We start from the raw sequence: 25370 nt of genomic DNA on the forward strand, positions 1-25370 counted from the left end.
TGCGTTCCGTGGAGAGCAGGACGGGTGTGGAGCGGTGAGCGACCGGGTGATTCGGGTGATGCTGGTCGACGATCAGGAGTTGTTGCGTACCGGGTTCCGGATGGTGCTCGGCGCCCATCCGGGTATCGAGGTCGTCGCGGAGGCGGGTAACGGGGCCGCCGCGGTGGAGGCGGTGCGGGCGGTCGAGGTCGATGTGGTGCTGATGGATGTGCGGATGCCGGTGATGGACGGGGTGGAGGCGACGCGTTTGATCCGTTCGGTGGCCGGGGGGCCTCGGGTGCTGATCCTGACCACGTTCGATCTGGACGAGTACGCGTTCGCGGCGTTGAAGGCGGGTGCGTCGGGGTTCCTGCTGAAGGATGTGCCGCCCGCCGATCTGGTGAGTGCGATCCATTCGGTGCACAGTGGCGACGCGGTGGTGGCGCCGAGTACGACGCGGCGGTTGCTGGAGCGGTTCGCGGTGCATCTTCCCTCAGCGGGGGTGGCCGAGCCGGCCGCGCTGTCGGGGTTGACGGCGCGGGAGCGTGAGGTGCTGGTGCTGGTGGCGAGGGGGTTGTCGAACACGGAGATCGCCGGGCGGCTGGAGTTGGCGGAGGCGACGGTCAAGACGCATCTGGGCCGGGTGCTGGCCAAGCTGGGCCTGCGGGATCGGGCGCAGGTGGTCGTGTACGCCTACGAGTCCGGCCTGGTCACCCCGCATTCGGCGGGCTAGCCCGGCATCGGGGACGGTCGTCGCGGGTCGGCGTCGGCCTGTTCGAGCCGTGTCCGCCGTTCTCTCTCTTCCGTCCCGGCCGGTCGTCGTGGACGCCATCGGCCGAATGGCCGAGGTGGTGCTGCGACGTAGGTGCTGTCTCGCCTTCCGGGTACGCCCTGCGTAGGGCCGCAGGTCAGGCCTAATTCATGATGGATCCCGCTTTTCTCGCCAATAGCGTTTGGTGCGTCATAACGCCATACGTTGTTGAGGAGAACTGCCGTGACCATCACCGGAGAGGTCGGCGCGTGGGGCGCACGCGGAGGCGCGGAGCCGGCCGTGACGGCCAGGGGTCTCACGAAGGTGTACGGCCGGGGGGACACCGCCGTGCACGCGCTGCGCGGCGTGGACGTCTCGTTCTCGTCCGGCGCCTTCACCGCGATCATGGGGCCCTCAGGGTCGGGCAAGTCCACGCTGATGCACTGCCTGGCCGGGCTGGACACGGCGAGCGGCGGGCAGGTGCGCATCGGGGACGTGGAGCTCACCGGTCTCAACGACAGGCAGCTCACCCTGCTCCGCCGCGAGCGGATCGGTTTCGTCTTCCAGGCGTTCAACCTGCTGCCGACGCTGACCGCCGAGCAGAACATCCGGCTCCCGCTGGAGATCGCCGGGCGGCTGGCCGACCCGGAGCTGTTCGACCTGGTCGTGGGGACCGTGGGGCTGCGCGACCGGCTGGGGCACAAGCCCTCCGAGCTGTCCGGTGGCCAGCAGCAGCGGGTCGCGGTCGCCCGTGCCCTGATCAGCGGGCCGCAGGTCATCTTCGCCGACGAGCCCACCGGCAACCTGGACTCGCGGAGCGGTGCCGAGGTGCTGTCGTTCCTGCGTACGTCGGTGCGCGAGCTGAACCAGACGATCGTGATGGTCACCCATGACCCGGTGGCGGCCTCCTACGCCGACCGGGTGGTCTTCCTCCGTGACGGCCTGCTGGTCAGCGAGTTGGTGGGGCCGACGCCGCAGTCGGTGCTGGACACGCTGATGAAGCTGGAGGCGTGAGGTGCTGAGGACGACGCTGGCCGGGTTGCGCGCGCACCGGTTGCGCCTGCTGCTGACGTCGCTGGCGATCGCGCTGGGTGTGGGCTTCATCGCGGGGACGTTCGTACTGACCGACACCATCGAGGCGGGTTTCACCCAGAAGTTCGCGGCGGCGGCCGACCGGATCGACGTCGCGGTGCTCCCGCTGCCGGACAGCGGCGGCGGGGCTCCGGTCCTCTCCGACGCGACCCTGGAGAAGATCCGCGCCGTGGAAGGCGTCGCCGACGCCCAGGGGCTGGTGCGGGGCACGTCCGCCCTGATCGGCAAGGACGGCAAGGCGGCCGGTGACCATCCCACGGTGGGGATCTCGCTGCCCGAGGGCGCGCTGAACCGTACCTCGATCGTCAGCGGTACGGCGCCGAGGACCGCGAAGGAGGCGGTGCTCGACGAGGGTACGGCCAGGACTCGCGGTTTCAGGGTCGGTGACACCATCGCGGTGCTCGACTCGGAGAACGTCAGGCACGAGTTCACCCTGGTGGGCCTGTTCGACGTCGGCCTGGACCAGGAGATCGGGTACAGCGGCGCGGTCGGCTACACCACCGGCACGGCCAGGGAGATGACCGGGCAGCGGGGGTTCCGGGAGGTCGACGTCACCGCCGCCGAGGGGGTCTCCCAGGAGACGCTGCGCGCCTCGGTCGCGGCGGCCGTGGGGGCGGGTCACCAGGTCAAGACCGGTGAGCGGTACGCGGCGGACCTGGCCAAGGCCAACGGCGCCAGCAGCGAGTTCCTCACCCTGGGCCTGCTGCTGTTCGGCGTGGTGGCGATGTTCGTGGCCGCGCTGGTCATCTACAACACCTTCAACATCCTGGTGGCCCAGCGGACCCGTGAGATGGCGCTGCTGCGCTGCATCGGGGCGACGCGCGGGCAGGTCTTCGGCTCGATCGTGCTGGAGTCGGCGGTGGTCGGCCTGCTGTCGTCGGTGCTGGGCCTGCTGCTCGGCTACGGGATGGGGGCGGGAGCGCTGGCCGTGCTGACCGCGGTCGGCGCGCCGCTGCCGTCGGTCGCGGCCTCCCTGACGCCTCGTACGATCGTCCTGGGCCTGGTCATCGGCCTGACCGTCACGGTCGGCGCGGCGCTGCCGCCCGCCAGGTCGGCGACGCGGGTGGCGCCGATCGCGGCGCTGCGCTCGCAGGCCGAGGAGCAGACCTTCAGGGCCGGCCTGGTACGGATGATCTTCGCGGCGCTCTTTCTGGTCTCGGGCGCGGGGATCACCGCGGCGGGCATGGCCACGGCGCCCGGCGAGTCCGCGCTCGTCGTGGTCATGGCCGGTTGCTCGCTCATCTTCCTGGCGGTGCTGACCCTCGGCCCGGTGATCGTGAAGCCGCTGTCCGCCTTCGCGGGCTGGGTTCCGGCCAGGCTCTTCGGGGTGCCGGGCAGACTGGCCGTGGACAACTCCCGGCGTAACCCGAAGCGGTCGGCGACCACCACGGTGGCGCTCACCGTGGGCGTGACGCTGATGACCGTCATCTCCGTCCTCACCGGCACCATCCGGGTGACGTACGCCCATCAGCTCGACGAGCAGTTCCCGATCGACTACCTGGTGCGGAGCCAGGATCGCAGTTCGGAGCTGCCCCGGGCGATCGCCGAGGACCTGCGGACCAGGCCCGAGCTGACCGCGGTCGTCGCGTTCCGGTCAAGCACCGCCAGGCTCGCGACCGGGGACGAGAAATACGAGGTGGGGACGTTCACCCCGGCTCCGGGTTTCGCCCCGAAGCTGGACGCGGGCTCGGTCGACCGGCTCGTGCCGGGCACGGCGCTGGTCGCGGACCATGTCGCCGAGCGGCTCAAGGCCGGGGTCGGTGACCGGATCACCGTGCGGACGCCGAAGGCGGGTGCGGTCGAGCTGTCGATCGTGGGCGTCTCCGACCAGGAGTCGGGCCTTTCCGGTGTGACGGTTCCGGAGCGGGAGTTCGACCGCTACTTCGGCGAGGTGGGTGACAGCCGAGTGATCGTCAACCACTCCGACGGCGTGGATCCCGACCGGGCGCTGATGGCCGTCGAGGCGGCGACGCGGCCGTACCCGACGGCGAAGGTCGCCAGCTCGACGGAGGTGCGGGGCGAGTTCGACGAGGCGCTCGACATGATGCTGATGATCATCACCGGGCTGCTCGGCCTGGCGGTGCTCATCTCCCTGCTGGGCATCGCCAACACGCTCTCGCTGTCGGTCCACGAGCGCACCCGCGAGTCGGCGCTGCTGCGGGCGCTCGGCCTGACCAGGCCCCAGCTGCGGCGGACGCTCTCGGTCGAGGCGCTGGTCCTGGGGCTCATCGGCGCGCTGGTCGGCGTGGTGCTGGGCATCGGGTTCGGCTGGGCCGCCGCGCGGACGATGACCGAGAACGTCATCCTCCAGTTGCCGGTGCCGCAGATCCTGTCGTTCGTGGCGCTGTCCGGCCTGGCCGGGGTGCTCGCCGCGGTCCTGCCCGCCCGGCGCGCGGCCCGCGCCTCGGTGGTGGGCTCGCTCGCGAGCGGCTGAGCGCCGCCGGGCCGTGAGTTCGCGAGCGGGCCCGAGCGTGAGGTGAGGCCCGGCGGAACCGGGCAGGTTGAGCATGGTGGCCGGGACGTCTCCGTTATCGGGGGCGGCGTCCCGGCCACTGCTCCGCCACCGTCTCGGGGTTGAGCAGCGGCCGGATGACGATCTCGCCGGTGGCCCTGTCGATGACCACGCACCCGGAGCCGACGGTGTCGGGCAGCACGCTGGGATCGTCGGAGTCGGGCTCATTCGACCAGGCGACATAGCCCTCTTGAAAGGCATAAATCCTGATTTCGACGGCGGCGCCCGCGCCGCGGACACCATTGAAGTACTCCTCCGCCACCGCCCTGGCCTGGTCCGGGTTCACAGCCGCCGCCCCTCCCTGTCGATCACGACGCAGAACACGCCGGTCACCGACTCGTACGGCGGCTCCACCGCCATGTGTCCCCGTTGCCCGTCGATCCAGATCACCTCGCCGTCGAAGTTCACCGCGTTCCACGCGTGGCTGCCCCCGGCCGGCCAGCGATTGACGACCACGGCCGAGGAGCCGTGCCCCCCGGCCAGCAGCGCCTGCGCGATCGGCAGGTAGGCGTGGCGCCCCTGCCCCACGTACTGGAAGCGCTGTCCCAGCCACCGCTCCGCCCTGGCCACTCCCCCGGCCTCGCCGCTGAGCAGCGGCCTGCCGACCCGGTCGTACTCAGGCCGCCGGGGCGCGGCCACCGCCGGGGCCCCGTACCAGGTGGAGAGCACCGACAGCGCGCAGTCGATCGCGTTGGTGGCCCGGAACGGGTCGTCGGCCGGCCCGGTCCCGTTGATCAGCCTGATCCACATGCCGCGCGGGTCGGGGAAGCGGCGCGGAGTGCCCTGCTCGGTGACCGGGACGGCCCGCAGCATGTCCTCCTCGGTCTGCGGATCGGGCCTGGCCAACCCGCCCGCTACCCCGTACGGCCGGCACTGGTCCAACCGGGCCGGCCCCCAGCGCATCCGCTCCCGCTCCCGGGGCACCGCCGCCGCCGGCGCCTGAAACTCCAGCTCGAAGTCCCGCCACCGCTGCCCGTCCACGGTCACCACGGGGTTGTAGACCCCCGAGGCCAAACTCCACCCACTCACCGCTCCCCCGTCCCCCGACCCCTGGGAGCCAGATAGTAGAGCGGCTCCCGGCGCGGCACGGAGGAGTTGACCATTTGCAGAGGTGGTGACCGGGGATTTTCCGCTCTCCGGGGGATTTGGCACGCCGACGGCGCGCAAAGCCCCCAGATCATGGAAACCGCTGCTTCTCGCCCTCACCTCGCACAGCGCGACACCACGAACGGCGCCGCGTTCCGCGAACGGCCCGGCTCACAGGGCCGGCCGGGTAGATCGATAGGTTGGTCTGCCCGATGTCGCCCTGATACGGACCGAAAAGCAGGAATGGGAGACGATGACCCCCGGTGACCAGATCAGCACCCTCGTCCTCCAGGCGGCTCGCCGGCTGAGCGACGCCTGCGACTCGGGCGAGGTGCCCGGAGCCGCGCTCGCCGTCGCGGCCGGGGGGACGACGGTGCTCGAAGCCGCGTTCGGACTGGCCTCGGTCGGGGACGGCGTCGCCGCCACGGTCGACACGCCCTTCAGCCTGGCCTCCGTCACCAAGCCCATGGTCGGCACGGCACTGGCCGTCCTGGCCGAACGTGGCGCGCTCGATCTGGACGCCCCGGTGTCGCGTTACCGGCCGCTGCCCGGCCACGAGGCGGTCCCCACCCTCCGGCAGGTCGCCAACCACACCGGTGGTTTCCCCACGTTCCTCAGATTCTTCTACGGCGACGAGATCGATCGGGCGCCGAGCAGGAACGACCTGCTACGGACCTATGCCCGTGTCGTGTTCCCGCCGGGGGGCCGGCAGACCTACTCCAACGTCGGCTACGAGCTGCTCGGCGCGGTCATCGAGGAGGTCACCGGCTCCCCGTTGGCGGACGCGCTGTCCAAGCTGATCTTCGAACCGCTGGGGATGCGGTCGGCCCGGTTCGGTGAGCCGGACGGCGGCCTCGGCGCCGCCCGGCGCCACACCTCGTCGGGCTCGGCGTACCCGCCCTACGTCACCGGGCACGGCGCGGCGGCGGAGGCCTGGTGCAGCGTCCGGGACCTGCTCCGTTTCGGGCTCGCGCACGCGGGCGGCACGAGCGCCCTGCCCGCCGAGGCGCTCGCCGCGAGCCGCCGTCCCACCGCGCCGTGGCCCGGGGCCGACGGCTACGGGATCGGCTGGGGCGTGCGGCACCACGGCGACCTGCCCGTCGCCTTCCACGGCGGCAGCATGGGCGGCGTGGCCGCCTACCTGGTCGCGGTCCCCACGGCGGGGATCGTGATCGCGGCCCTGGCCAACGTGCAGAGCGGCAGGGATCTGCTGATCTCGGTGGCCAACGACATCCTGTCCGCTCTGCTGCCGGGTTTCACGCCGCTGGTACGCGCAGGCGGTTCACCCGACGACGACCTGTCCTCCGTACCGGCCACCGAGGTCGGCGGCGCGTGGTCGGGAAGCCTCGACCTGCCCTCGGGGGCGGTGCCGCTCTCCCTGTCGATCGCCCCGGACGCCTCCGGCACCGCCAGGTGGAACTCCGCCGAACATGCGATCACCGGGCTGCACGTCACCGGGTCCTCCGTCACCGTGGAGCTCGACGGCCTGGTCGACGCCCCGGACCTGGCCGCGCGGCCGCACGCCCCGGCCCTCTGGCTGCACCGTACGGCGGCGGGGCTCACGGGCGGTCTCGCCGCCGTCGGCGTCCAGAACGCCGACCATCCCCTGCAACCCGACATCGTCGTCTGGCCCGCCTCGATCCGGCGGACCTGACCCGACCGGCGTCCCCTCCGGCAACGGATGGTCGACGAGCGTCCGCTGTCCGCCCACGCACCGGACGCCAAAGGGGCCGTACCGGATTGCGGGCCTCTGACCAGGCAGGTCACCGGGAAGCGACCGAAAGGTGACCGGCCTGAAGCACTCTCGGTGCCGCAGCGAGGTGAGCGCCGCGGCAGGCGATCCGGCCGAGGCCGGAAGACCCGCGTGAACGCTCCGGCTGCCGCGGCTCGTGACGGCGGTGATCGGAACCGGCGGCCACGAGCAGGGCCGACGTACCGACCAGTGAGGGAGACACATGCGCGACCCGGTCAAGAAGGGCGTCCTCGCCCTGATCACGACCCTGGCCCTGGCCACTGGCGGTCCGGCGGCCGCCTCGGCCGAGATCTCTTCGGCGGGAGTGTACGAGGACGCCCGCCACATCATGGGGCTGAACTATCCGGACTTCGAACGGCACCCGCGCGTCGCGCCGTTCGACTGGAGCACCGACGGCTGCACCGGAATCGGACAGTTCTTCCGTCGCGCGTGCGTCATCCACGATTTCGGCTACCGCAATTTCGGTAACCACGGAGCTCTGAAACTGAGCCCGTTCCCCGCCACCAAGGAGTGGATCGACGAGCGCTTCTGGCATGAGATGCGCCGTATCTGCTTCGACACCTACGGCCCCAGCGGTGGCGCGACCCAGGGGTGCCTGGGCGGCGCCTACACGGCCTACAAGTACGTCCGCGACCACGGCGGCGAACACTTCTTCTAATCTCCGGCGCGCTTCCATCCACGGAGGACACCGGTGACCACGACAAAGGGAAACAACCATGTATCGCGGGAAAACCCTGATCTCCCTTCTCGGACTCGCCCTGCTGGGCGGTGGCGGCCCGGCGTTCGCCCAGGCCGCCCCCGCGGGCTACGAACGCTGCCCGCGTCAGCACTTCTGCCTTTTCGACGGGGCCGGCGGGACCGGGCTGATGGCCTCGTTCCGGCACGGCTCGCCGGACCTGCGACGGCAGAGCATGGACGACCGGGCATCGAGCTACGCCGACCGCACCACCGACACCTGGTGGTGCCTGTACGAGAACCCGAACTACGACGAGTCGTCCTGGCCGATATACCCCGGGGGCTCCGGAAACCTGTCCCCGGAGTGGGACAACCGGGCAAGCTCCGCAAAACCGTGCTACCGGTGACTCACCAGAGGGCGTGACCCCACCCCGCAGGCGGGGTGTCCTCTCGCCACACCGCAGGGTGTTGCAGAATCATGAGGATGCCCTGTCGGCCCCGCACACGCGGGGGTGGTCCACGAAGCTCTCGCCGTCGCTCCGGAAGATCAGGCCCGCCCCGCACGCGCGGGGGTGATCCTGACAACCGCTGTTTCGCGTTCGGGTCCCATAAGTCCGCCCCGCGTACGCGGGAGTGTGATTCCACCTGTGGCAGTCAAAGGCCATCAACAGGACCCGCCGCCCAAGTCAGCCGACCCGTACCTGGATGGTGTGCCAGCCGGTGGCGCCGTCCGGGGCCACCGGGACCCGGTCGGCGGTCTGGGTGTAGCCGGTGGCGTCGGTGGCGCGGACCTCGATGGTGTGGCCGCCGGGAGTGGCGTCCCAGTCGTCGAGGACCCACTGGCGCCAGGTGTCGGCGGTGGGGGCCTCGGCGAGGCGGGCCTGACGCCACGGGCCCCGGTCGACGCGGACCTCGACCGCGTCCACGCCCTTGTGCTGGGCCCAGGCGACGCCCGCGATGACGGTGCGGCCTGCGGAGATGCTCGCGCCGTCCCTGGGCAGGTCGATGCGGGACTCGGTCTTGATCGGCCCCTTGGCGGACCAGCCCCTGGGCGTCCAGTAGGCCTCGTCCTCGTCGAAGCGGGTGACCCTGATGTCGGTGACCCACTTGGTGGCCGAGACGTAGCCGTAGAGGCCGGGGACGACCTGGCGGACCGGGAAGCCGTGGTCGACGGGGAGCGCCTCGCCGTTCATGCCGAAGGCCAGCAGGGCGTCGCGGCCGTCGAGGACGACGTCGACCGGCGTTCCTGCGGTCCAGCCGTCGGCGGAGGTGCTGAGCAGCATGTCGGCGCCTCTGCGGACGCCCGCGTCGCGCAGCACGTCGGCCAGGCTGACGCCCAGCCAGCGGGCGTTGCCGATGTAGGGGCCGCCGACCTCGTTGGAGACGCAGCAGAGCGTGACGTCCGCCTCGACCACGGTGCGCTTCATCAGGTCGGCGAAGGTGAGCTCGACCGGGCGGTCCACCATGCCGTGGATCTTGAGGGTCCAGCTGCCCGGGTCCACCTGGGGGACGACCAGGGCGGTGTCGACCCGGTAGAAGTCGCTGTTCGGGGTGACGAACGGCGACAGGCCCTTGAGCCTGAGGTCGACCCCGGCGGGCAGCGGGGCGAGGGGTTTCGCGGGACGGGGCAGCGTGATGCCGCTACGGGCCACGCTCACCTCGGCCCGCCCCGACAGCATCCGCCCGGCGATCCCGGCCACTCCGGCGGCGGCGACGCCGCCGAGCACGCCGGTCAGCAGGCCCCGGCGGTCGAACGCGCGCAGGTCGTTCCCGGCCCGCATGACCGGCGGCACGGACGCCTCGGGCCGCTCCTCGGATTCCGGCGACGAATCCGGCGCGGTCTCCCACAGTCCGGTGCCGTGCGCGGCCCCCGCCGCGCCCACGGCGCCGCCGGGCGTCGGGTGCCCTCGGTCGCCGTACGGACCGAGCTCTTCGACGGGCACGAGGGAGCGGCGAATGATCCTGCTCAGCGCGAACATGCCCGCGCCGACGCCCACCACGGTCGGCAGGACGTCCGCGAGCCCGGAGTCCGGGCGGGTCAGCACGGCGACGACGCCGACGACGCCGAAGGCGGCCAGGCCCGCCAGGCCGTACCGGACGTCGCGGGCGGCGGCGATTCCCAGGAGCGCGGCGATGACCGCCATGACCACGAGGATCCCGCCGAGCAGTACGACCTTGTCGTTCTCGCCGAAGGAGCGGATCGCCCATTCCTTGAGCGCGGCCGGGGTGAGGTCGACCGCCGAGTCGCCCACCGCGACGACCGGGAAGGCGGACGGGTTCACCAGGCCCGCGGCGAGCAGGGAGACCCCGACCGCCACCGCGCCGGACACCAGGCCGATCAGCGCCGCGGCCCACGAGGGCATGCGCCTGTTGCTCTGCATACCTCCGACGCTACGCCCATTCGCGAACGGAGGATCTTACGCCCCGATTACAGGCCGGCTCGAACAGTCGCCCCTGGTCATCACTTGCTCCCCGGACGGGCTCCGCCGAGGAGCACGAGAGCCTCGCCGTGACCACGGCGGCTCTCTACCGGCCCTCGCGGCCGGACCGTGCAAGAGCGTCAGACGAGCACTTCGGCGAGGATGGGGGCCAGGGCGCGGAAGGCGCGGCCCCGGTGGCTGATGGCGTCCTTCTCCTCGGCGGACAGCTCGGCGGTGGTCCGGCTCTCGCCCTCGGGGACGAGGATCGGGTCGTAGCCGAAGCCGTTGACACCGCGCGGGGTGTCGATGATCACGCCGTGCAGCGCGCCCTCGGTCACCCGCTCCTCTCCGGAGGGGAGCGCCAGCGCGGCGGCGCAGGCGAAGTGCGCGCCCCGGTGCTCGGCGGGCACGTCGGAGACCTGGGCGAGCAGCAGGTCGAGGTTGGCCGGGTCGTCGCCGTGCCTGCCGGACCAGCGGGCGGAGAAGATGCCCGGCATGCCGTTCAGCGCGTCGACGCAGAGGCCGGAGTCGTCGGCGATCGCCGGCAGGCCGGACTGCCGGGCCACCGCGTGCGCCTTGAGCAGGGCGTTCTCCGCGAAGGTCAGGCCGGTCTCGGCGACGTCGCCGATCTCGGGGAACTCCTCAAGCCCGACGATCTCCACCGGGACCTCGGCGTCGGCCAGGATCCGGCGCAGCTCGGCGATCTTCCCCGCGTTCCGGGTGGCGAGGACCACTCTGGGGCTGCCGCTCTCGTGCACCTCGGACTCGCTCACACTGGCTCCTTCGCTCCAAACCCAGTCATATCCTGCTCGAACAGGCCAGGTCATGTCGCACCTGACCTGACAACGCCGAAGCGGGCCACACCCTACCCGCCCGGGTGGAGAACCCTTATGCCAGGGCCTCTCGCTGCAGGCGGGTGAGCTCCGCGCAGCCGGCCGCGCCGAGGTCGAGCAGCTCGTCGAGGGCGGCGCGGTTGAACGGCTTGCCCTCCGCGGTGCCCTGGACCTCGACGAACTCGCCGGAGCCGGTCATCACCACGTTCATGTCCGTCTCGGCGGCGACGTCCTCGGTGTAGCAGAGGTCGAGCAGCGGCGTCGAGCCGACGACGCCGACGGAGACCGCCGCGACCGAGTCGACCAGCGGGTCTCCGGCGCACATCTTCCGCTTGCGCATCCAGGCGATCGCGTCGACCAGCGCCACGTACGCGCCGGTGATGGCGGCGGTGCGGGTGCCGCCGTCCGCCTGGAGCACGTCGCAGTCGATGACGATCGAGTTCTCGCCGAGGACCTTGTAGTCGACGCAGGCGCGCAGCGAACGGCCGATCAGGCGGGAGATCTCGTGCGTACGGCCGCCGATCTTGCCGCGTACCGACTCGCGGTCGTTGCGGGTGTTCGTGGCACGCGGCAGCATGGCGTACTCGGCGGTGATCCAGCCCTGACCACTGCCTCGGCGCCAGCGCGGCACGCTGTCCTGCACGGAGGCGGCGCAGAGCACCCTGGTGCCGCCGAATTCGACGAGCACCGAACCCTCGGCGTGGGTGATCCAGTCGCGGGTGATGGTGACGGGGCGGAGCTGATCGGGAGAACGTCCATCTGCACGAGCCATGCAGCTCACCCTAGGTCATACCGGACCCCGCTTCGTGCGAGTTCCATCCGCCCGCCGAACCCGCCGCCGTGGGCCTCCCCCAGGACGCGGTCGCTGTCGTTCCAGGGCACCAGGTGGGTCAGCACCAGGGTCTCCACGTCCGCCCTGGCCGCGTGCTCGGCCGCCTGGCGGCCGCTCAGGTGCAGGCCGGTGGGGAGTCCCGGCCGGTCGAGGTGTGACGCCTCGCACAGGAAGACGTCGGCTCCCGAGGCGAGCTTGACCAGCTCGGCGCTCTCGCCGGTGTCGCCGGAGTAGGCCACCGAGCGCCCGCCGCAGGAGACCCTGAACCCGTAGGTCTCCACCGGGTGGTTCATCAGCGCGGCCGTCACCTCGAACGGGCCGACCTCGAGCGTTCCCGGTGTCAGCCCCACGAAGTCGAAGGCCGACTCCAGCAGCGGCTCGTCCGGCATCGCGTAGGCCGAGTTCAGGCGCCGGCGCGCGTCCGCGGGTGCGTACACCGGCACCCTGGGCAGCGGCCCCTCGGGCGAGTAGGTGCGCACCACGTGGTACGGGCATATGTCGAGACAGTGGTCGGCGTGCAGGTGCGACAGGCAGATCGCGTCCACGTCGTACAGGCCGATGTGCCTCTGGAGTGCGCCGAGCGCGCCGTTCCCGAAGTCCAGCAGCATGCGAAAACCCTCCGCCTCCAGCAGGTAGCAGGACGAAGGGCTGTCAGGGCCGGGAAAACTCCCCGAGCACCCGATGATCGTCAATTTCACGGCGGCCTCCACTGTTTTTGCGGCGCTGCGCGTCGCGGACGCCGGTGACCGGTGTCCGCCGCTCCCGGGCGCTCCCCTACGGAGCGCCGGAGCACTGTTACGCGCGATGTCCGTTGTTCGAAACATCACCCACCACCGCCACCTCGACCGCCTCGATCTCCGGTCCGAGGAACCGTCGCCCGAGGTCGGCGAAGAGGCCCGCGTCACCGGTGGCGCGGAAACGGTGTCCGGGCGCGCCCCCTACGGCGGCCAGACCCCGGTCATGCAGGATGCGGTACACGTCCTTGGCCGTCTCGTCGGCGCTGGACACCAGCGTGACGCCGTCTCCCACCACGTAGGAGATCGGCCCGACGAGGAGCGGGTAGTGCGTGCATCCCAGGATCAACGTGTCGCACCGGTCGGCGAGCACCGGCTCCAGGTACTCACGGATGACGGCGATGAGCTCCTCGCTCATGGTCTCCCCGCGCTCGACGAACTCCACCAGGCGCGGCGCCGCCACCGTGGTCAGCCGGACGTCGGGGGCCGCGGCGAACGCGTCGTGGTACGCCATCGACTCGATGGTGGCCCTGGTCCCGATCACCCCGACCCTGCCGTTGCGGGTGGCGCGTACGGCACGGCGGGTGGCCGGCTGGATCACCTCGACGACCGGCACGTCGTAGCGCTCGCGGGCGTCGCGGAGCACCGCGGCGCTGGCGCTGTTGCACGCGATCACCAGCATCTTCACGTCGTGCTCGACGAGGTGGTCCATCACCTCCAGCGCGTAGGCGCGGACCTGCGCGATGCTCTTGGGGCCGTACGGCTGCCTCGCCGTGTCCGCCACGTAGAGGATCGACTCGTTGGGCAACTGATCGATGATCGCCCGAGCCACCGTGAGGCCGCCCACACCACTGTCAAAGATTCCAACGCTTGCTTGCGACACAGTTCCCAAGGCTAGGCGACCTGGGTCGATCGAACACGGTAAGAATCCTCACACCGCCGGCCTCACCCGAGCGGCCCCGTGGACGTCAGCCCCGCCCGACGCGGGCCAGCTGGCGGGACTGGGCGACCAGGCGGCCGGCGGAGTCCCAGACCTCGACGTCCTCGTCGAACCAGCCGTCGCTGATCAGCCTGCCGCCGGCGATGACGGTCAGCCAGCCGGGGGCGGGCAGGGCGCGCAGGTGCCAGGTGAGGTCGACGGTGGGGGCCCAGCCGCGCTCTCCGGCGGAGAAGACCACCGGCGGCAGCGCGTCCACCGCCAGCGCCAGCACGTAGGGGTCGGGATCCTGTGGCTCGGCCATCCGGAAGTAGGCGCGGGCCTCGGGGCGGCCGCTGGGCCTGCCGTCGAGCCAGCCGATGGTGGGAGGGTCGAACGCCAGCTCCATCTGGGCGTTGAGCGTCATGTTCGACTCGGTCTTGGGGGCGGGCAGCCGGAGGCACTGCTCCATCGGCGGCATCGCCACCGAGGGTCCGTCCGTCCAGTCGGGGGCGGCGCCGCCGAGGGTCGCGGTCGTGACCAGGGACTCGATGATGGAGTCGCCGTCCCTGACCAGGCTGGCCCGGGTCATCGTGGCGGTGCGGCCGGTCTTGATCTGCTCCAGGCGCACCTGCGCGGGGCCGGGGACGGCGGCGCGCAGGAACTGGGCGCTGGTGGTCACCGGGTGCTCATGGGGGGAGGCGTCCACGACCGCGCGCAGCAGCACGGCCATCAGGTAGCCGCCGTTGAGGGGGCCGCCGATCGAGTATCCGGGGTCGAGACACACGTCGTAGGTGGTCTCGTCCACCCGGATGGCCCCTGTCGCCTCGTCGAACTTCGTCATCCACGCTCCCGAACCTTGTTCTAGACGGCTCACTTTACCCACTCCTCGCCGCCTTCGCCTCTCCGGCCCCCGGACGCTCCACCACCTGGGCCGGACCTGAGCCCGATCCGATTCCAAACCGAGCCCGAAATGAGGCTGAGGGCACCCGAATCGCAGGATTCTCCGCGGTTTCCCGGACCGCCCGGGGCTGCGGAAAGGTCGAAGCCCGCAGGAAGAAGGACATGACGACCACCTGCGAAAATGGCGCGTCAAGTCTTGACGAACCCCAAGGGAGCAGGCCCAACCCCCCTTAGATGCACCAATCACATGGTTAGTTCAATGCAAGCGGGTTGCTAGCAAAGTGCACTAACTTCTCCATATCCACGAAGTCCACATTGTGAGTGATCATGCCTGCCAACAATCCCCCAGACCAGTCGCCCACGCCGGATCAGCAACCCGACAGGACGATCGCCTACCGTTGGAACGAGGGCGCGCAGCGAAGCGACCAACCGCACACGCAGGTCTACCCGCAGAACACCCAGCCCGGATACCCCCAACCCCAGCAGGGCTACCAGCAGGGGCAGCCCTACCCGCAGCAGGGCCAGCCTCAGCAGAACCCCCAGCAGGCGTACGGCCAGCAGAACTACGGGCAGCCCGCCGGGCAGCAGAACTATGGTCAGCAGAGCTACGGCCAGCAGGGCTATGGGCAGCCGGCCGGCCAGCCCTACGGCCAGCAGCAGGGCTACGGGCAGCAGCCCTATCCGCAGCAGGCGGGGAACTGGCAGCAGGGCCCCGACTTCCTGGGCGCGGGACAGCCGACCGGAACTCCGCCCCGCAAGGGCGGTAAGGGCTGGCTGTTCGCGGCGATCGCCGCGCTGGTCGTGGTCCTCGTGGGCGGCGGCGGCGTCTTCGCGGTCAACCTGCTCAGCGGCGGCGGCACGCAGCCGCACGACGTGCTGCCCGCCAACGCCATCGGCTACGTACGCCTTGACCTCGACCCGGCCGCGAACCAGAAGCTGGCGCTGTTCGGCATCGCCAGGAAGTTCACCGCCACCAAGGACTCCTTCACCGGCGACGACCCGCGCCAGGCCATCTTCGACCTGCTGAAGAAGGAGTCCGACAGCCTCGGCAAGGTGAACTACGCCACCGACATCGAGCCGTGGCTCGGCGTCCGCGTCGGCGTGGCCGCGGTGCCGCCCGCCAGGGGCGCCAAGGAGCCCGGCGCCGTGGTGGCCGTCCAGGTCACCGACCAGGACAAGGCCAAGGCCGGCATCGCCAAGCTGATGGGCAAGGAGAAGTACGGCATCGCGTTCCGCGACGACTACGCGCTGCTCAGCCCCACCCAGGCGGAGGCCGACCGGGCCGCGGCCGCCGCGCCGCTGTCGGAGAACGCCAACTTCTCCGACGACCTGAGCGCGCTCGGCGAGACCGGCGTCCTCTCCTTCTGGGCGGACGCCGGCAAGCTCGCCCAGCTGGCTCCCGAAGTGGCGTCCCAGGACCCCGCCACCCTCGCCCAGATCAAGAACGTCCGGGTGGCCGGCGCCCTCCGCTTCGACAGCGGGTACATCGAGCTCGCGGGCGTCAGCCGCGGCGCCCAGAATCTGGACATGGGCACCCCCGAGGCCTCCCGGATCAGCACGCTTCCGGCCTCCACCGCCGGCGCGGTCTCGATCTCCGGTCTCGGCGAGGTGATCGGCAAGCAGTGGACGCAGCTCATGAAGTCGGCCGACGCGGCCGGTGGCGGCGGCGTGCAGCAGTTCGTCGACCAGGCCAAGCAGCAGTCCGGGCTGTCGCTCCCCGACGACCTGGTGACGCTGCTCGGCAAGAACATCACCCTCGCGCTGGACGCAGGTGGCCTCGACGGCGACCAGCCGAAGTTCGGCGCGAAGGTCGTCACCGACCCGGCCAAGGCGCAGGAGGTGGTCGGCAAGATCGAGAAGTATCTCGCCGCCACCGGGACGGCCGTCCCGCAGCTCGCCAAGGTTCCCGGTGACGGCACCTTCGTGCTGGCCAGCTCGCAGGAGTACGCCGCCGAGCTCGACAAGGACGGCGCCCTGGGCGACAGCGAGACCTTCCAGCTCGCGATCCCCAACGCCGACGAGGCGACCTTCGCCGTCTTCGTCGACCTGGACAAGATCGAGAAGCTCTATCTCGAAGGCCTGCAGGGCGACGAGAAGGCCAACCTCCAGGTGCTGCGCGGCGTGGGCGTGAGCGGCACCCAGTCGGGCAGCGAGGCGACCTTCTCGATGCGGCTCCTGCTCAACGACTAGCTCCCCCTCGGTCCCCGGCGGGCTCCCGCCGGGGACCGGACGACGAAGGGCGGGCGTCCCGGTGGGACGCCCGCCCTTCGTCGTCCGCCCGTCATCCGGCGCCCGTACCCGTACCCGCCGGCCCGATTCCCTCGACGGACCGCGAGCCGGCCTCGCCGTTCACCGCTCGGCCGGTACCCACCGACCTCGGATCAGGCCCAGAGCTGGCCTTCGAGCCGCTCCTCGGCCTCGTCCAGCGTCCCCTCGTAGGCACCGGTGGACAGGTACTTCCAGCCGCCGTCCGCGACCACGAAGACGATGTCGGCCCGTTCCCCCGCCTTGACGGCCTTGGCCGCCATGCCGAGCGCGGCGTGCAACGCGGCCCCGGTGGAGACCCCGGCGAAGATGCCCTCCGCGGCCAGCAGCTCCCGGGTGCGCCGCAGCGCGTCGGCCGAGGAGACGGAGAAACGCGTGGTCAGGACCTCGGCGTCGTACAGCTCGGGGATGAAGCCCTCGTCGACGTTGCGCAGGCCGTACACCAGCTCGCCGTAACGCGGCTCGGCGGCGACGATCTTCACATCGGGGACGTGCTCGCGCAGGAACCGGCCGACGCCCATCAGGGTGCCCGTGGTGCCCAGACCGGCCACGAAGTGGGTGACGGAGGGCAGGTCCTCCAGGATCTCCGGCCCGGTCGACTCGTAGTGCGAGCGCCAGTTGGCCGGGTTGCCGTACTGGTAGAGCATCACCCAGTCGGGGTTCTCGGCGGCCAGCCCCTTGGCGACCCTGACCGCCTCGTTGGAGCCGCCCGCCGCGGGCGAGGAGATGATCTGCGCCCCCCACATGCGCAGCAGCTGGCGGCGCTCCTCGGAGGTGTTCTCCGGCATCACGCAGATCAGCTGGTAACCCTTGAGCCGGGCGGACATCGCCAGCGAGATGCCGGTGTTGCCGCTCGTGGGTTCGAGGATGGTGCAGCCCGGTGAGAGGAGCCCGTCCTTCTCCGCCTGCTCGATCATCCACAGCGCCGGACGGTCCTTGATCGAACCTGTCGGGTTGCGGTCTTCGAGCTTGGCCCAGATCCGCACGTCCTCCGAGGGCGAGAGCCTGGGCAGGCCGACCATCGGGGTCCGGCCTACCGAGTCGATCAGTGAGTCAAAGCGCATGGTGTACGGCTTCCGCCTCTGTAGTCCTACCAACGACAGCGAGGTGCGCCGCCCACCCCGAGAGATCTCGCGAGGCGGGCGGCGCCGCGCACTAGCGGGAGCCGCCGGCCACGGCGGGCAGGACGGTGACCGTGTCGCCGTCGGCGACCGGGGTCTCCAGCCCGCCCAGGAACCGGACGTCCTCGTCGTTCAGGTAGACGTTCACGAAGCGGCGCAGCGCGCCCTTGTCGACCAGGCGCTCCTTCAGCCCGGGGTGCCGGGCCTCCAGGTCGCCGATCAGCTCCTCAAGCGTGGCGCCCTTGGCGTCGACGGCCTTGGCACCGTCGGTGTAGGTGCGCAGGATGGTCGGGATGCGAACCTCAATGGCCATCGCGGGTCAATCTCCTTGTGTCGTCATGGGAGTAATAGCCCACCGGTTCGAAACACCGGCGAGCGCCGGGGGATTCCAGAAAAGCCGGTCAGCGACAGTCGTAGACGACAACGAAAGGCGTGTGCGCGAACAGGAAGTTCTGCACGGGCGCGACGCCCGCGTGCCGTGCCCGTGGGCCGGGACGCGAGCACACGACGTCCTCCTGGCTCGGGGCGGCGGTCAGCATGCCCACCAGCTTACCCAAAGGGACAATCCACCACACGGCCGTACACCCGGGACGGTCACCCGGAGGTGATCGTCACCTTCTCCTCGCTCACGACGCCGTCGACGATCCGGTACGAGCGGAACTCGGCCTCCGCACCCAGCTCCTCCCGGGTGGAGACCAGCACGTAGTGGGCCCCTGGTTCGGCGGCGTAGGAGATGTCGGTGCGGGAGGGGTACGCCTCGGTGGCGGTGTGGGAGTGGTAGATCACCACCGGCTCCTCGTCGCGGTCGTCCATCTCCCGCCAGACGCGCAACTGCTCCAGCGAGTCGAACCGGTAGAACGTCGGCGACCGCTCGGCGTTCTCCATGGCGATGAACCGTTCGGGGGAGTCGGAACCGACGGGCCCGGCGATCACACCGCAGGCCTCGTCGGGGTGGTCCGCCCGAGCGTGCGCGATGATCTTGTCAACCAGTTCCCGGGAGATCGTGAGCATGTCTGAAAGCTACCAAAGGGCGCGGACCAGGGTGTCCTGGAGGTAGGTCAGCCAGTCGTAGATGACGTACACCGGATAACGGGGGTCGTGCTCCGGCATGTCGGCGATCTCGTCGTGCACCTCCTCGGTCACCTCCAGCCGGGTGCCGAGGGTGAGCCGCACGTCGTTCAGCGCGCGCATCCACGCCTCCGCCTGCTCCCTGGTCAGCTCGACCCGGCCGGGCTCGGCGCTGTCGAGCATCGCCTTGGCGTCGGCCCGCTTGCCCTCGCGCAGCGTCGCCTCGGTGTACCGGCGAAACTCCGCGGCCGCCTCGCCGTCCTCGTACGCCGAGGGGAACAGCCTGGCCAGCACCGGATCGTTGGACTGTTCGGACGCGCCGATGCCGAGCGCCCTCTCCAGTGGATCGTCTCCGGTCTCCCCCGGCTCTATCAGGCCCAGGGTCTGGGTGACCAGCGAGCGCAGGATCGACACCTCGGCGGCGTCGAAACCCGTGACCACACCGCCCTCACGCCCCGGCTTGAATCCCGAACTCATCTCTCGCCCACCATTCCTCGCGGGCCCTCCACCCGGGACCCGCCCGTCGTCTGGGATCGACCCGTCATCCGCCCGGCGACGGACGGCACCGGCCGCCCGCTCACGAATCCCGCTGGACCGTGGCCCACAGCCCGTAGGAGTGCATGATCTGCGCGTCGCGCTCCATCTCCTCACGGGTGCCGCTGGAGACCACCGCCTTGCCCTTGTGATGCACGTCGAGCATCAACTTCTCCGCCTTCTCCTTGGAGTATCCGAAGACGGTCCGGAAGACGTACGTCACATAGGACATCAGGTTCACGGGGTCATTCCAGACGATCGTCAACCATGGCAGATCGGGTCTTACGTCGATTGACGGACGCTCGACCTCTGTTGGAGCGGTGCTACCCACATTCACCAGTCTGCCCTACCCCGGGATTAGTCTTCGACTCGTGACAGAGAGCATGAGCACCGCGTTGCTTACCGATCACTATGAGCTGACGATGCTGGAGGCGGCGCTGAGAAGCGGCGCCGCCTCCAGGCGGGCGGTCTTCGAGGTGTTCGCGCGGCAGTTGCCCGGTGGACGGCGCTACGGGGTCGTCGCGGGTACCGGCCGGGTGCTGGAGGCGCTGGAGTCCTTCCGCTTCGACGAGGAGTCGCTGGCGTTCCTCGAAGACAACCGGATCGTCGACGAGCCGACACTGGCCTTCCTCGCCGGATACCGGTTCTCGGGCGACGTGGACGGCTACGCCGAGGGCGAGTGCTACTTCCCCGGTTCCCCGATCATGACGGTGGAGGGCACGTTCGCCGAGGCGGTGCTGCTGGAGACCGTGATCCTGTCGGTGCTCAACCACGACTGCGCGATCGCCGCCGCCGCCGCTCGCATGGTCGGCGCCGCCGGGACCAGGCCGATCATCGAGATGGGCTCGCGACGCACCCACGAGGCCGCGGCCGTGGCCGCCGCGCGAGCCGCCTACCTCTGCGGGTTCTCCTCCACCTCCAACCTCATGGCGGGCCGCGCGTACGGGGTGCCGACGGCCGGCACCGCGGCCCACGCGTTCACCCTGCTCCACGACTCCGAGGAGCAGGCCTTCCAGGCCCAGATCACCTCCCTCGGCGCCGGCACCACGCTGCTGGTCGACACCTACGACGTGGCCCAGGCCGTACGGACCGCGGTGGAGCTGGCCGGCCCCTCCCTCGGCGCCGTCCGCCTCGATTCCGGCGACCTCGTCCAGGTGGCCCACGAGGTCCGCGAGCAGCTCGACGCGCTCGGCGCGCACCAGACCCGGATCATCGTCACCAGCGACCTCGACGAGTACGCCATCGCGGCGCTGTCGGCCGCTCCCGTGGACGGCTACGGCGTCGGCACGTCGCTGGTCACCGGCTCGGGCTCGCCCACCGCCGCCCTGGTCTACAAGCTCGTCGCCCGCGCCGACGCCGACGGGACCATGCGGCCGGTGGCCAAGAGATCGGTGGGCAAGCCCAGCAGGGGCGGCCGCAAGAACGCCTTCCGCAGGCTCGACCCGGCGGGCACGGCGGTCACCGAGCTGGTCACCACCTCCGGCGATCTTCCCGCGGACGCCCGTCCGCTGCAGGTCCCGCTGGTCAGGAAGGGCGAGATCGTCGGCCGCGAGAAGCTGGACGCGGCCCGCACGCGACACCGGGAGGCCCTCGCCGAGCTGCCGGCCAACGCCCACCAGCTCTCCCGGGGCTACGCCGCGCTGCCCACCATGTTTGACTGACCGCATGCCAACCGCACTGATCATCGTCGATGTCCAGAACGACTTCTGCGAGGGCGGCAGCCTTCCGGTCGGTGGCGGCGCCGAGGTGGCCGCCGCCATCTCCCGGTACACCGCCTCCCACGGCTACGACCACGTCGTGGCCACCCGCGACCACCACGTGGACCCCGGCTCCCACTTCGCCGCCGAACCCGACTACGTGAACTCCTGGCCCGTCCACTGCGTCGCCGGGACGACCGGCTCGGACTTCCATCCCGCCTTCGACACCGGACGGGTGGAGGAGGTGTTCAGCAAGGGGGCGCACGCCGCCGCCTACAGCGGCTTCGAGGGCGTCACCCCCGACGGTACGGGCCTGGCCGACTGGCTCGGCGAGCGCGGCGTGGACACGGTGGACGTCGTCGGCATCGCCACGGACCACTGTGTGCGGGCCACCGCCCTGGACGCGCTCGCGCACGGCCTCTCCGTCCGGGTGCTGCTGGATCTCACCGCGGGGGTGGCCGCCCCGACCACCGAAGCCGCCCTCGCCGAGCTCGGCTCCGCCGGAGCCCGTCTCACCGGCACCCCGGTGGTCCGCCCGGCCTGACGGCCGCCCCCTTCGGCACGGTTTCCCGCCCTGTCCGTCAGCCCGGCGAGGGAAGGCCATCAGGATCGCCCACTCCGGGCATTCGAACGACTACCGGATCGGCATGGGTGGGTAAACACAACCACCACCCGCCGCGACAGGAGTATCACGGAGAGCTGAGACCTCTTACTACCGGTGGTGACCTCATATGTTCGTGCTCGGTGTCTCCTGGCTGGTCCTGACCCCGCTGTGCCTGTGGAACCTTTTTCGCGGCGGGACGCTGGTGCGGCTGACGAGCGTGCTGGCGCTGGTCTCACTGGAGATGGCCACGATCTGGACCACCAGCACGGTCCGGATCCCCCCGCGGACCCTCATCGCCGCGCCCTCGCCCTCGGCGGCCCGGATACCGGCTCCGGGGCCGCCTGCGGGGCCGGCCTCGGAGCCGGCCCCGGCCCCGCAGGCGGCTCAGCAGGGCGCTCGGGACGTGCGGAGCGCCTCCTGCCCCGGCAGGATGCCCGCCCCCGAGCGGGTGCGGCTGGCCCGCCGCCAGGGCGCGCTGCGGGGTGTGACGCTCTTCTGGACGGCCAGGGCCGACGAGTGCGACACCGCGACCGTGGTCCTGCGTCACCGGAACCGCACGATCAGGGTCTGGGTGCGCGACGGCGAGACGGATGGTCGGGAGAGTCGCGCCTCGGACGCCACGACGCGGCCGGTGAGCGTCACCGGCGGCGTGGCCTCCCTGCAGGTGCTGCTCGCGCAACCGGTGCGCGGCGAGGGAGGGTTCCGGGCGGTCGACGGCCGGACCGGCAGGCCGATCGCCCTCGGCTGACCGGGTCGCGCCCGGCGCGAACGCCGGTGCGACCCGGTGGCCGGGTCAGTGGGAGCGCTGGGTGGCCCAGTGGCGGATCTTGTCGATCCGCTCCTGGATCTGCTCCGCGGAGGCCTGCGCGATGGCGGGGCCGCCGCAGGACCTGCGGAGCTCGGCGTGGATGACGCCGTGCGGCTGGCCGGTGCGGTGGTTCCAGGCGCCGACGAGGCCGTTGAGCTCCTTGCGAAGGTTGGCGATCAGCTCGTGCGGGGCGAGTTGCGGCTCCTTGGGCTCGGGCCTGTTCCGCCTGGCCTTCAGCTGATCGGACTGGCGCTTGCTCAGCAGGGTGCGGACCTGGTCGGGCTCCAGCAGACCCGGCAGGCCGAGAAAGTCCTCCTCCTCGGGGGAACCGGTCTCCGCGGCGCTGCCGAACTCGCCGCCGTCGAAGAGCACCCGGTCGAAGGTGGCGACCGCCTCCAGGGTCTCGAACGGCAGCTCATCACCAAGGACGTCGGGGTTGTCCTTCTTACGCTGGGCGTCCTCCATCAGGAAGTCGTCCAGCCCCTCCTCCGGGGGCTTGCGGTCGAGCACGTGGTCGCGCTCGGCCTCCAGCTCCGCGGCCAGTCCCATCAGGGTCGGCACCGAGGGCACGAAGACGGACGCGGTCTCGCCTCTCTTGCGGGCACGGACGAAGCGGCCGACCGCCTGCGCGAAGAAGAGCGGGGTCGAGATGCTCGTGGCGTAGACGCCGACGGCCAGACGCGGGATGTCGACACCCTCGGAGACCATCCGGACCGCGACCAGCCAGCGCTGCTCGGACGCGGAGAAGTCCTTGATCTTCTTGGAGGCCGCCGGGTCGTCGGAGAGCACGACCGTGGCGCCCTCGCCGGTGATCGTCCTGATGTGGCGGGCGTAGGCGCGGGCGGTCTCGTGGTCGGTGGCGATGACCAGGGCCCCGGCGTCGGGCACGCCCCTGCGCACCTCGGTCAGCCGCCGGTCGGCCGCCCGGAGGACCTGGCGAATCCACTCGCCCTTCGGGTCGAGCGCGGCCCGCCACGCCTGGCCGAGCTGGTCCTTGGTGAGCGGGGTGCCGAGGGTCGCCGCGATCTCGTCGCCGGCGCGGGTCCGCCAGCGCATCTCACCGGCGTAGGCCAGGAAGATGACCGGGCGGACGACACCGTCGGCGAGCGCGGGACCGTAACCGTAGGAGTAGTCGGAGACACTGCGCCTGACCCCGTCGCCGTCTTCGGCGTAGGTGACGAAGGGGATCGGGTTGATGTCGGACCTGAAGGGGGTGCCGGTCAGGGCGAGGCGCCGGGCGGCGGGCTCGAACGCCTCCCGCACGCCGTCGCCCCAGGACTTCGCGTCGCCCGCGTGGTGGATCTCATCGAAGATCACGAGCGTCTTGCGCGCCTCGGTGCGTGCGCGGTGCAGTGCCGGATGCATCGACACCTGGGCGTAGGTGATGGCCACCCCGACGTAGTCACGGGAGGTCGCGCCCTGGCTGTTCTTGAACTCGGGGTCGATCGCGATGCCGACCCTGCCCGCGGCGTCCGCCCACTGCTGCTTGAGATGCTCCGTCGGTGTGACGATGGTCACAGCCCGGATCACCCCCCTGGACAGCAGGTCGCTGGCGATGCGGAGCGCGAAGGTCGTCTTGCCCGCACCCGGCGTGGCGACCGCGAGGAAGTCGCGCGGCTCACGGCTGGAGTACAGGTCAAAGGCCTCCTGCTGCCACGCGCGAAGCTTCGGCGCGGTGCCCCAGGCGGCACGGTCCGGATATGAAGGCGAGAGGTGGGATGCGGCGAAAGTGCTCACAGTGTCACCAGGGTAATCTGCGTCGCCGACAAGACGTGCCGATCGGCCGAGATCCTCGCCAAGGTCGCCTCCACGTGCTAGGTGTTCCGTCCCCCGGATCCTTCGCCCGCCGCGTCGCCGCCGATCGACGGGCACGGCGCGGCTCACGGAGGCCGAGCGTCAGCTCAGACCCGCGATCACCGTATCGATCTCGGCCCGCGACACGGGATCGTCCGGCTGGGCCATCCCGACCACGACCACCGGGCGCCTGCCGCCACCTGTGAGGAAGACCACGCGAAGGTAGGCCGGCCGGTTCACGATGTCCAGGTACTCGGCGCGCAGCGAGCGGGCGTGCCCGGTGCGCGCGCCCACCGCGATCTCCGTGTCGTCCACGACCTTCACCTTGTCGCCGTGGAGCAGAAGCCGCCCGTACAGGTCGCCGAGTTCGGCCGCGGTGGCGCGCACGTCGGCCGCGGGCTCCGCCGGCATGACCATCACCGTCGTGTTGACACCGTCGCCCGCGATCGAGGTGAACCCCGTGACAGGCGGCACCGCGCCCGCGAGCCAGCCCTCCGGCAGCCGGTAGCTGACCCCCGCGACCGGATCGGTCACCCGCCCCGGCGGCGGGTCCGGCACCGACCGCAGCACCAGCACGACCGCGCCGGCGATGACGCCGCCGCCGACGACCAGGGTGAGCAGTACGAGCAGCAGGCCGCGCAGGCGCCCGGGACGGGGCTGGGGCGGGGCGATGGGCGTGCCGTACCAGCGGGCCGAGGGTGGCAGGTCGTCGCCGGGCTCGGGTATCCGGGGGGGCCAGGTGAGGTGGGAGCGGCTGTCGGACGGCTCGGACTCCGGCGGCGGCCAGGGACGGCGCTCGTCGCCGAGGTCCGGGTCACCGGACGGCCATTCCCGCTCTTCCGCCTTCCGCGCCGCCTTCCGCGCGGCCTTCTGGGCGGCCTTTCCGGCCCGCCGGGACCGGCGCCCCCCGTCACGACCGGGCTCGCCCAACGGGTCCGACCGGCGAGGTCGTTCGTGCACGGGGCCTCCTCCCGGCGGTCACGGTCCTACCGT

General features: G+C 71.1%; 26 protein-coding genes. 10 read left to right on the plus strand and 16 right to left on the minus strand.

Annotated elements, in window-relative coordinates:
- Nucleotides 1-46 precede the first annotated feature (46 nt).
- From ACFQVD_RS22330 to ACFQVD_RS22340, 3 genes are all read left to right on the plus strand, one after another.
- Entirely contained in the window at nucleotides 47-712 is a 666-nt protein-coding gene (locus ACFQVD_RS22330; RefSeq protein ID WP_343975993.1) for a response regulator transcription factor, read from the plus strand.
- A 267-nt stretch (nucleotides 713-979) separates the two neighbouring features.
- Complete coding sequence (locus ACFQVD_RS22335; RefSeq protein ID WP_386274366.1) at nucleotides 980-1744, plus strand: ABC transporter ATP-binding protein; 765 nt, start codon at nucleotides 980-982, stop codon at nucleotides 1742-1744.
- Between the two features lies 1 nt (nucleotide 1745).
- Nucleotides 1746-4256 (plus strand): ABC transporter permease, encoded by a 2511-nt coding sequence (locus ACFQVD_RS22340; RefSeq protein ID WP_343975459.1) that lies wholly within the window; start codon nucleotides 1746-1748, stop codon nucleotides 4254-4256.
- 94 nt (nucleotides 4257-4350) lie between these two features.
- Here ACFQVD_RS22340 and ACFQVD_RS22345 read toward each other — a convergent pair whose 3' ends face one another.
- Both ACFQVD_RS22345 and ACFQVD_RS22350 read right to left on the minus strand, forming a co-directional pair.
- Nucleotides 4351-4620, minus strand: coding sequence for a hypothetical protein (locus ACFQVD_RS22345; protein WP_343975462.1), 270 nt, complete (start codon nucleotides 4618-4620; stop codon nucleotides 4351-4353).
- On the minus strand, nucleotides 4617-5363 hold the full coding sequence (locus ACFQVD_RS22350; protein WP_343975465.1) for a toxin glutamine deamidase domain-containing protein: 747 nt from the start codon (nucleotides 5361-5363) through the stop codon (nucleotides 4617-4619). Before ACFQVD_RS22350 ends, ACFQVD_RS22345 begins: the two co-directional genes overlap by 4 nt.
- A gap of 310 nt (nucleotides 5364-5673) precedes the next feature.
- Here ACFQVD_RS22350 and ACFQVD_RS22355 point away from each other — a divergent pair, with 310 nt between their 5' ends.
- The 3 genes from ACFQVD_RS22355 (at nucleotide 5674) to ACFQVD_RS22365 (ending at nucleotide 8255) form a co-directional block, all read left to right on the plus strand.
- Nucleotides 5674-7074, plus strand: coding sequence for a serine hydrolase domain-containing protein (locus tag ACFQVD_RS22355; protein WP_343975468.1), 1401 nt, complete (start codon nucleotides 5674-5676; stop codon nucleotides 7072-7074).
- Between the two features lie 301 nt (nucleotides 7075-7375).
- A complete protein-coding gene (locus ACFQVD_RS22360) occupies nucleotides 7376-7831 on the plus strand; it encodes a phospholipase A2 (protein WP_343975471.1) in 456 nt (151 codons plus the stop codon).
- Nucleotides 7832-7889: 58 nt separating this feature from the next.
- Complete coding sequence (locus ACFQVD_RS22365; protein WP_343975474.1) at nucleotides 7890-8255, plus strand: peptidase inhibitor family I36 protein; 366 nt, start codon at nucleotides 7890-7892, stop codon at nucleotides 8253-8255.
- A gap of 279 nt (nucleotides 8256-8534) precedes the next feature.
- Here the strand turns inward: ACFQVD_RS22365 and ACFQVD_RS22370 are convergent, their stop codons facing one another.
- The 6 genes from ACFQVD_RS22370 to ACFQVD_RS22395 form a co-directional block, all read right to left on the minus strand.
- A complete protein-coding gene (locus ACFQVD_RS22370; protein ID WP_386271940.1) occupies nucleotides 8535-10229 on the minus strand; it encodes a molybdopterin-dependent oxidoreductase in 1695 nt (564 codons plus the stop codon).
- 179 nt (nucleotides 10230-10408) lie between these two features.
- A complete protein-coding gene (locus tag ACFQVD_RS22375) occupies nucleotides 10409-11041 on the minus strand; it encodes an XTP/dITP diphosphatase (RefSeq protein ID WP_343975480.1) in 633 nt (210 codons plus the stop codon).
- Between the two features lie 115 nt (nucleotides 11042-11156).
- The gene (gene rph, locus ACFQVD_RS22380) at nucleotides 11157-11873 is read right to left on the minus strand and encodes a ribonuclease PH (protein ID WP_343975483.1); all 717 of its coding nucleotides are present in this window, start codon (nucleotides 11871-11873) and stop codon (nucleotides 11157-11159) included.
- A 5-nt stretch (nucleotides 11874-11878) separates the two neighbouring features.
- The gene (locus tag ACFQVD_RS22385; RefSeq protein ID WP_343975486.1) at nucleotides 11879-12631 is read right to left on the minus strand and encodes an MBL fold metallo-hydrolase; all 753 of its coding nucleotides are present in this window, start codon (nucleotides 12629-12631) and stop codon (nucleotides 11879-11881) included.
- A gap of 97 nt (nucleotides 12632-12728) precedes the next feature.
- Complete coding sequence (gene murI, locus ACFQVD_RS22390) at nucleotides 12729-13550, minus strand: glutamate racemase (RefSeq protein WP_343975489.1); 822 nt, start codon at nucleotides 13548-13550, stop codon at nucleotides 12729-12731.
- 85 nt (nucleotides 13551-13635) lie between these two features.
- Nucleotides 13636-14427: a thioesterase family protein gene (locus ACFQVD_RS22395; protein ID WP_343975493.1), complete on the minus strand. Its 792-nt coding sequence runs from the start codon at nucleotides 14425-14427 to the stop codon at nucleotides 13636-13638.
- A gap of 386 nt (nucleotides 14428-14813) precedes the next feature.
- On the opposite strand from ACFQVD_RS22395, the gene ACFQVD_RS22400 reads away from it, so the two are divergent.
- Entirely contained in the window at nucleotides 14814-16676 is a 1863-nt protein-coding gene (locus ACFQVD_RS22400; RefSeq protein ID WP_343975496.1) for a DUF3352 domain-containing protein, read from the plus strand.
- Nucleotides 16677-16867: 191 nt separating this feature from the next.
- Here the strand turns inward: ACFQVD_RS22400 and ACFQVD_RS22405 are convergent, their stop codons facing one another.
- From ACFQVD_RS22405 to clpS, 6 genes are all read right to left on the minus strand, one after another.
- Complete coding sequence (locus ACFQVD_RS22405) at nucleotides 16868-17815, minus strand: PLP-dependent cysteine synthase family protein (RefSeq protein WP_343975498.1); 948 nt, start codon at nucleotides 17813-17815, stop codon at nucleotides 16868-16870.
- A 91-nt stretch (nucleotides 17816-17906) separates the two neighbouring features.
- Nucleotides 17907-18185, minus strand: coding sequence for a MoaD/ThiS family protein (locus tag ACFQVD_RS22410; RefSeq protein WP_030906436.1), 279 nt, complete (start codon nucleotides 18183-18185; stop codon nucleotides 17907-17909).
- A gap of 88 nt (nucleotides 18186-18273) precedes the next feature.
- Nucleotides 18274-18429: a hypothetical protein gene (locus ACFQVD_RS22415; RefSeq protein WP_343975503.1), complete on the minus strand. Its 156-nt coding sequence runs from the start codon at nucleotides 18427-18429 to the stop codon at nucleotides 18274-18276.
- A 37-nt stretch (nucleotides 18430-18466) separates the two neighbouring features.
- Entirely contained in the window at nucleotides 18467-18883 is a 417-nt protein-coding gene (locus tag ACFQVD_RS22420; RefSeq protein ID WP_343975506.1) for a M67 family metallopeptidase, read from the minus strand.
- Nucleotides 18884-18892: 9 nt separating this feature from the next.
- Nucleotides 18893-19417 (minus strand): DUF2017 domain-containing protein, encoded by a 525-nt coding sequence (locus ACFQVD_RS22425; RefSeq protein ID WP_343975509.1) that lies wholly within the window; start codon nucleotides 19415-19417, stop codon nucleotides 18893-18895.
- A gap of 100 nt (nucleotides 19418-19517) precedes the next feature.
- Complete coding sequence (gene clpS / locus ACFQVD_RS22430) at nucleotides 19518-19805, minus strand: ATP-dependent Clp protease adapter ClpS (RefSeq protein ID WP_030906445.1); 288 nt, start codon at nucleotides 19803-19805, stop codon at nucleotides 19518-19520.
- Nucleotides 19806-19845: 40 nt separating this feature from the next.
- Between clpS and ACFQVD_RS22435 the strand changes: the two genes are divergently transcribed.
- The 3 genes from ACFQVD_RS22435 (at nucleotide 19846) to ACFQVD_RS22445 (ending at nucleotide 22523) form a co-directional block, all read left to right on the plus strand.
- Nucleotides 19846-21135, plus strand: coding sequence for a nicotinate phosphoribosyltransferase (locus ACFQVD_RS22435; protein WP_343975511.1), 1290 nt, complete (start codon nucleotides 19846-19848; stop codon nucleotides 21133-21135).
- 4 nt (nucleotides 21136-21139) lie between these two features.
- Nucleotides 21140-21715 (plus strand): nicotinamidase, encoded by a 576-nt coding sequence (locus ACFQVD_RS22440; protein WP_343975514.1) that lies wholly within the window; start codon nucleotides 21140-21142, stop codon nucleotides 21713-21715.
- Nucleotides 21716-21902: 187 nt separating this feature from the next.
- Nucleotides 21903-22523, plus strand: coding sequence for a hypothetical protein (locus ACFQVD_RS22445; protein WP_343975517.1), 621 nt, complete (start codon nucleotides 21903-21905; stop codon nucleotides 22521-22523).
- A gap of 45 nt (nucleotides 22524-22568) precedes the next feature.
- Here ACFQVD_RS22445 and ACFQVD_RS22450 read toward each other — a convergent pair whose 3' ends face one another.
- Both ACFQVD_RS22450 and ACFQVD_RS22455 read right to left on the minus strand, forming a co-directional pair.
- On the minus strand, nucleotides 22569-24320 hold the full coding sequence (locus ACFQVD_RS22450) for a DEAD/DEAH box helicase (RefSeq protein ID WP_343975520.1): 1752 nt from the start codon (nucleotides 24318-24320) through the stop codon (nucleotides 22569-22571).
- 159 nt (nucleotides 24321-24479) lie between these two features.
- On the minus strand, nucleotides 24480-25337 hold the full coding sequence (locus ACFQVD_RS22455) for a hypothetical protein (RefSeq protein ID WP_343975523.1): 858 nt from the start codon (nucleotides 25335-25337) through the stop codon (nucleotides 24480-24482).
- Nucleotides 25338-25370 lie beyond the last annotated feature (33 nt).

Source organism: Streptosporangium amethystogenes subsp. fukuiense (genome assembly GCF_042665875.1).
GTDB classification, from domain to species: Bacteria; Actinomycetota; Actinomycetes; order Streptosporangiales; family Streptosporangiaceae; genus Streptosporangium; species Streptosporangium fukuiense.

What these genes read in the sequence shown, in the direction of transcription:
- ACFQVD_RS22355 (WP_343975468.1), top strand. Translation starts at nt 5,674, where the DNA reads ATGACCCCCGGTGACCAGATCAGCACCCTCGTCCTCCAGGCGGCTCGC.
- ACFQVD_RS22360 (WP_343975471.1), top strand. Translation starts at nt 7,376, where the DNA reads ATGCGCGACCCGGTCAAGAAGGGCGTCCTCGCCCTGATCACGACCCTG.
- ACFQVD_RS22365 (WP_343975474.1), top strand. Translation starts at nt 7,890, where the DNA reads ATGTATCGCGGGAAAACCCTGATCTCCCTTCTCGGACTCGCCCTGCTG.
- ACFQVD_RS22370 (WP_386271940.1), bottom strand. Translation starts at nt 10,229, where the DNA reads ATGCAGAGCAACAGGCGCATGCCCTCGTGGGCCGCGGCGCTGATCGGC.
- rph (WP_343975483.1), bottom strand. Translation starts at nt 11,873, where the DNA reads ATGGCTCGTGCAGATGGACGTTCTCCCGATCAGCTCCGCCCCGTCACC.
- ACFQVD_RS22395 (WP_343975493.1), bottom strand. Translation starts at nt 14,427, where the DNA reads ATGACGAAGTTCGACGAGGCGACAGGGGCCATCCGGGTGGACGAGACC.
- ACFQVD_RS22400 (WP_343975496.1), top strand. Translation starts at nt 14,814, where the DNA reads ATGCCTGCCAACAATCCCCCAGACCAGTCGCCCACGCCGGATCAGCAA.
- ACFQVD_RS22405 (WP_343975498.1), bottom strand. Translation starts at nt 17,815, where the DNA reads ATGCGCTTTGACTCACTGATCGACTCGGTAGGCCGGACCCCGATGGTC.
- ACFQVD_RS22410 (WP_030906436.1), bottom strand. Translation starts at nt 18,185, where the DNA reads ATGGCCATTGAGGTTCGCATCCCGACCATCCTGCGCACCTACACCGAC.
- ACFQVD_RS22420 (WP_343975506.1), bottom strand. Translation starts at nt 18,883, where the DNA reads ATGCTCACGATCTCCCGGGAACTGGTTGACAAGATCATCGCGCACGCT.
- ACFQVD_RS22425 (WP_343975509.1), bottom strand. Translation starts at nt 19,417, where the DNA reads ATGAGTTCGGGATTCAAGCCGGGGCGTGAGGGCGGTGTGGTCACGGGT.
- ACFQVD_RS22440 (WP_343975514.1), top strand. Translation starts at nt 21,140, where the DNA reads ATGCCAACCGCACTGATCATCGTCGATGTCCAGAACGACTTCTGCGAG.
- ACFQVD_RS22445 (WP_343975517.1), top strand. Translation starts at nt 21,903, where the DNA reads ATGTTCGTGCTCGGTGTCTCCTGGCTGGTCCTGACCCCGCTGTGCCTG.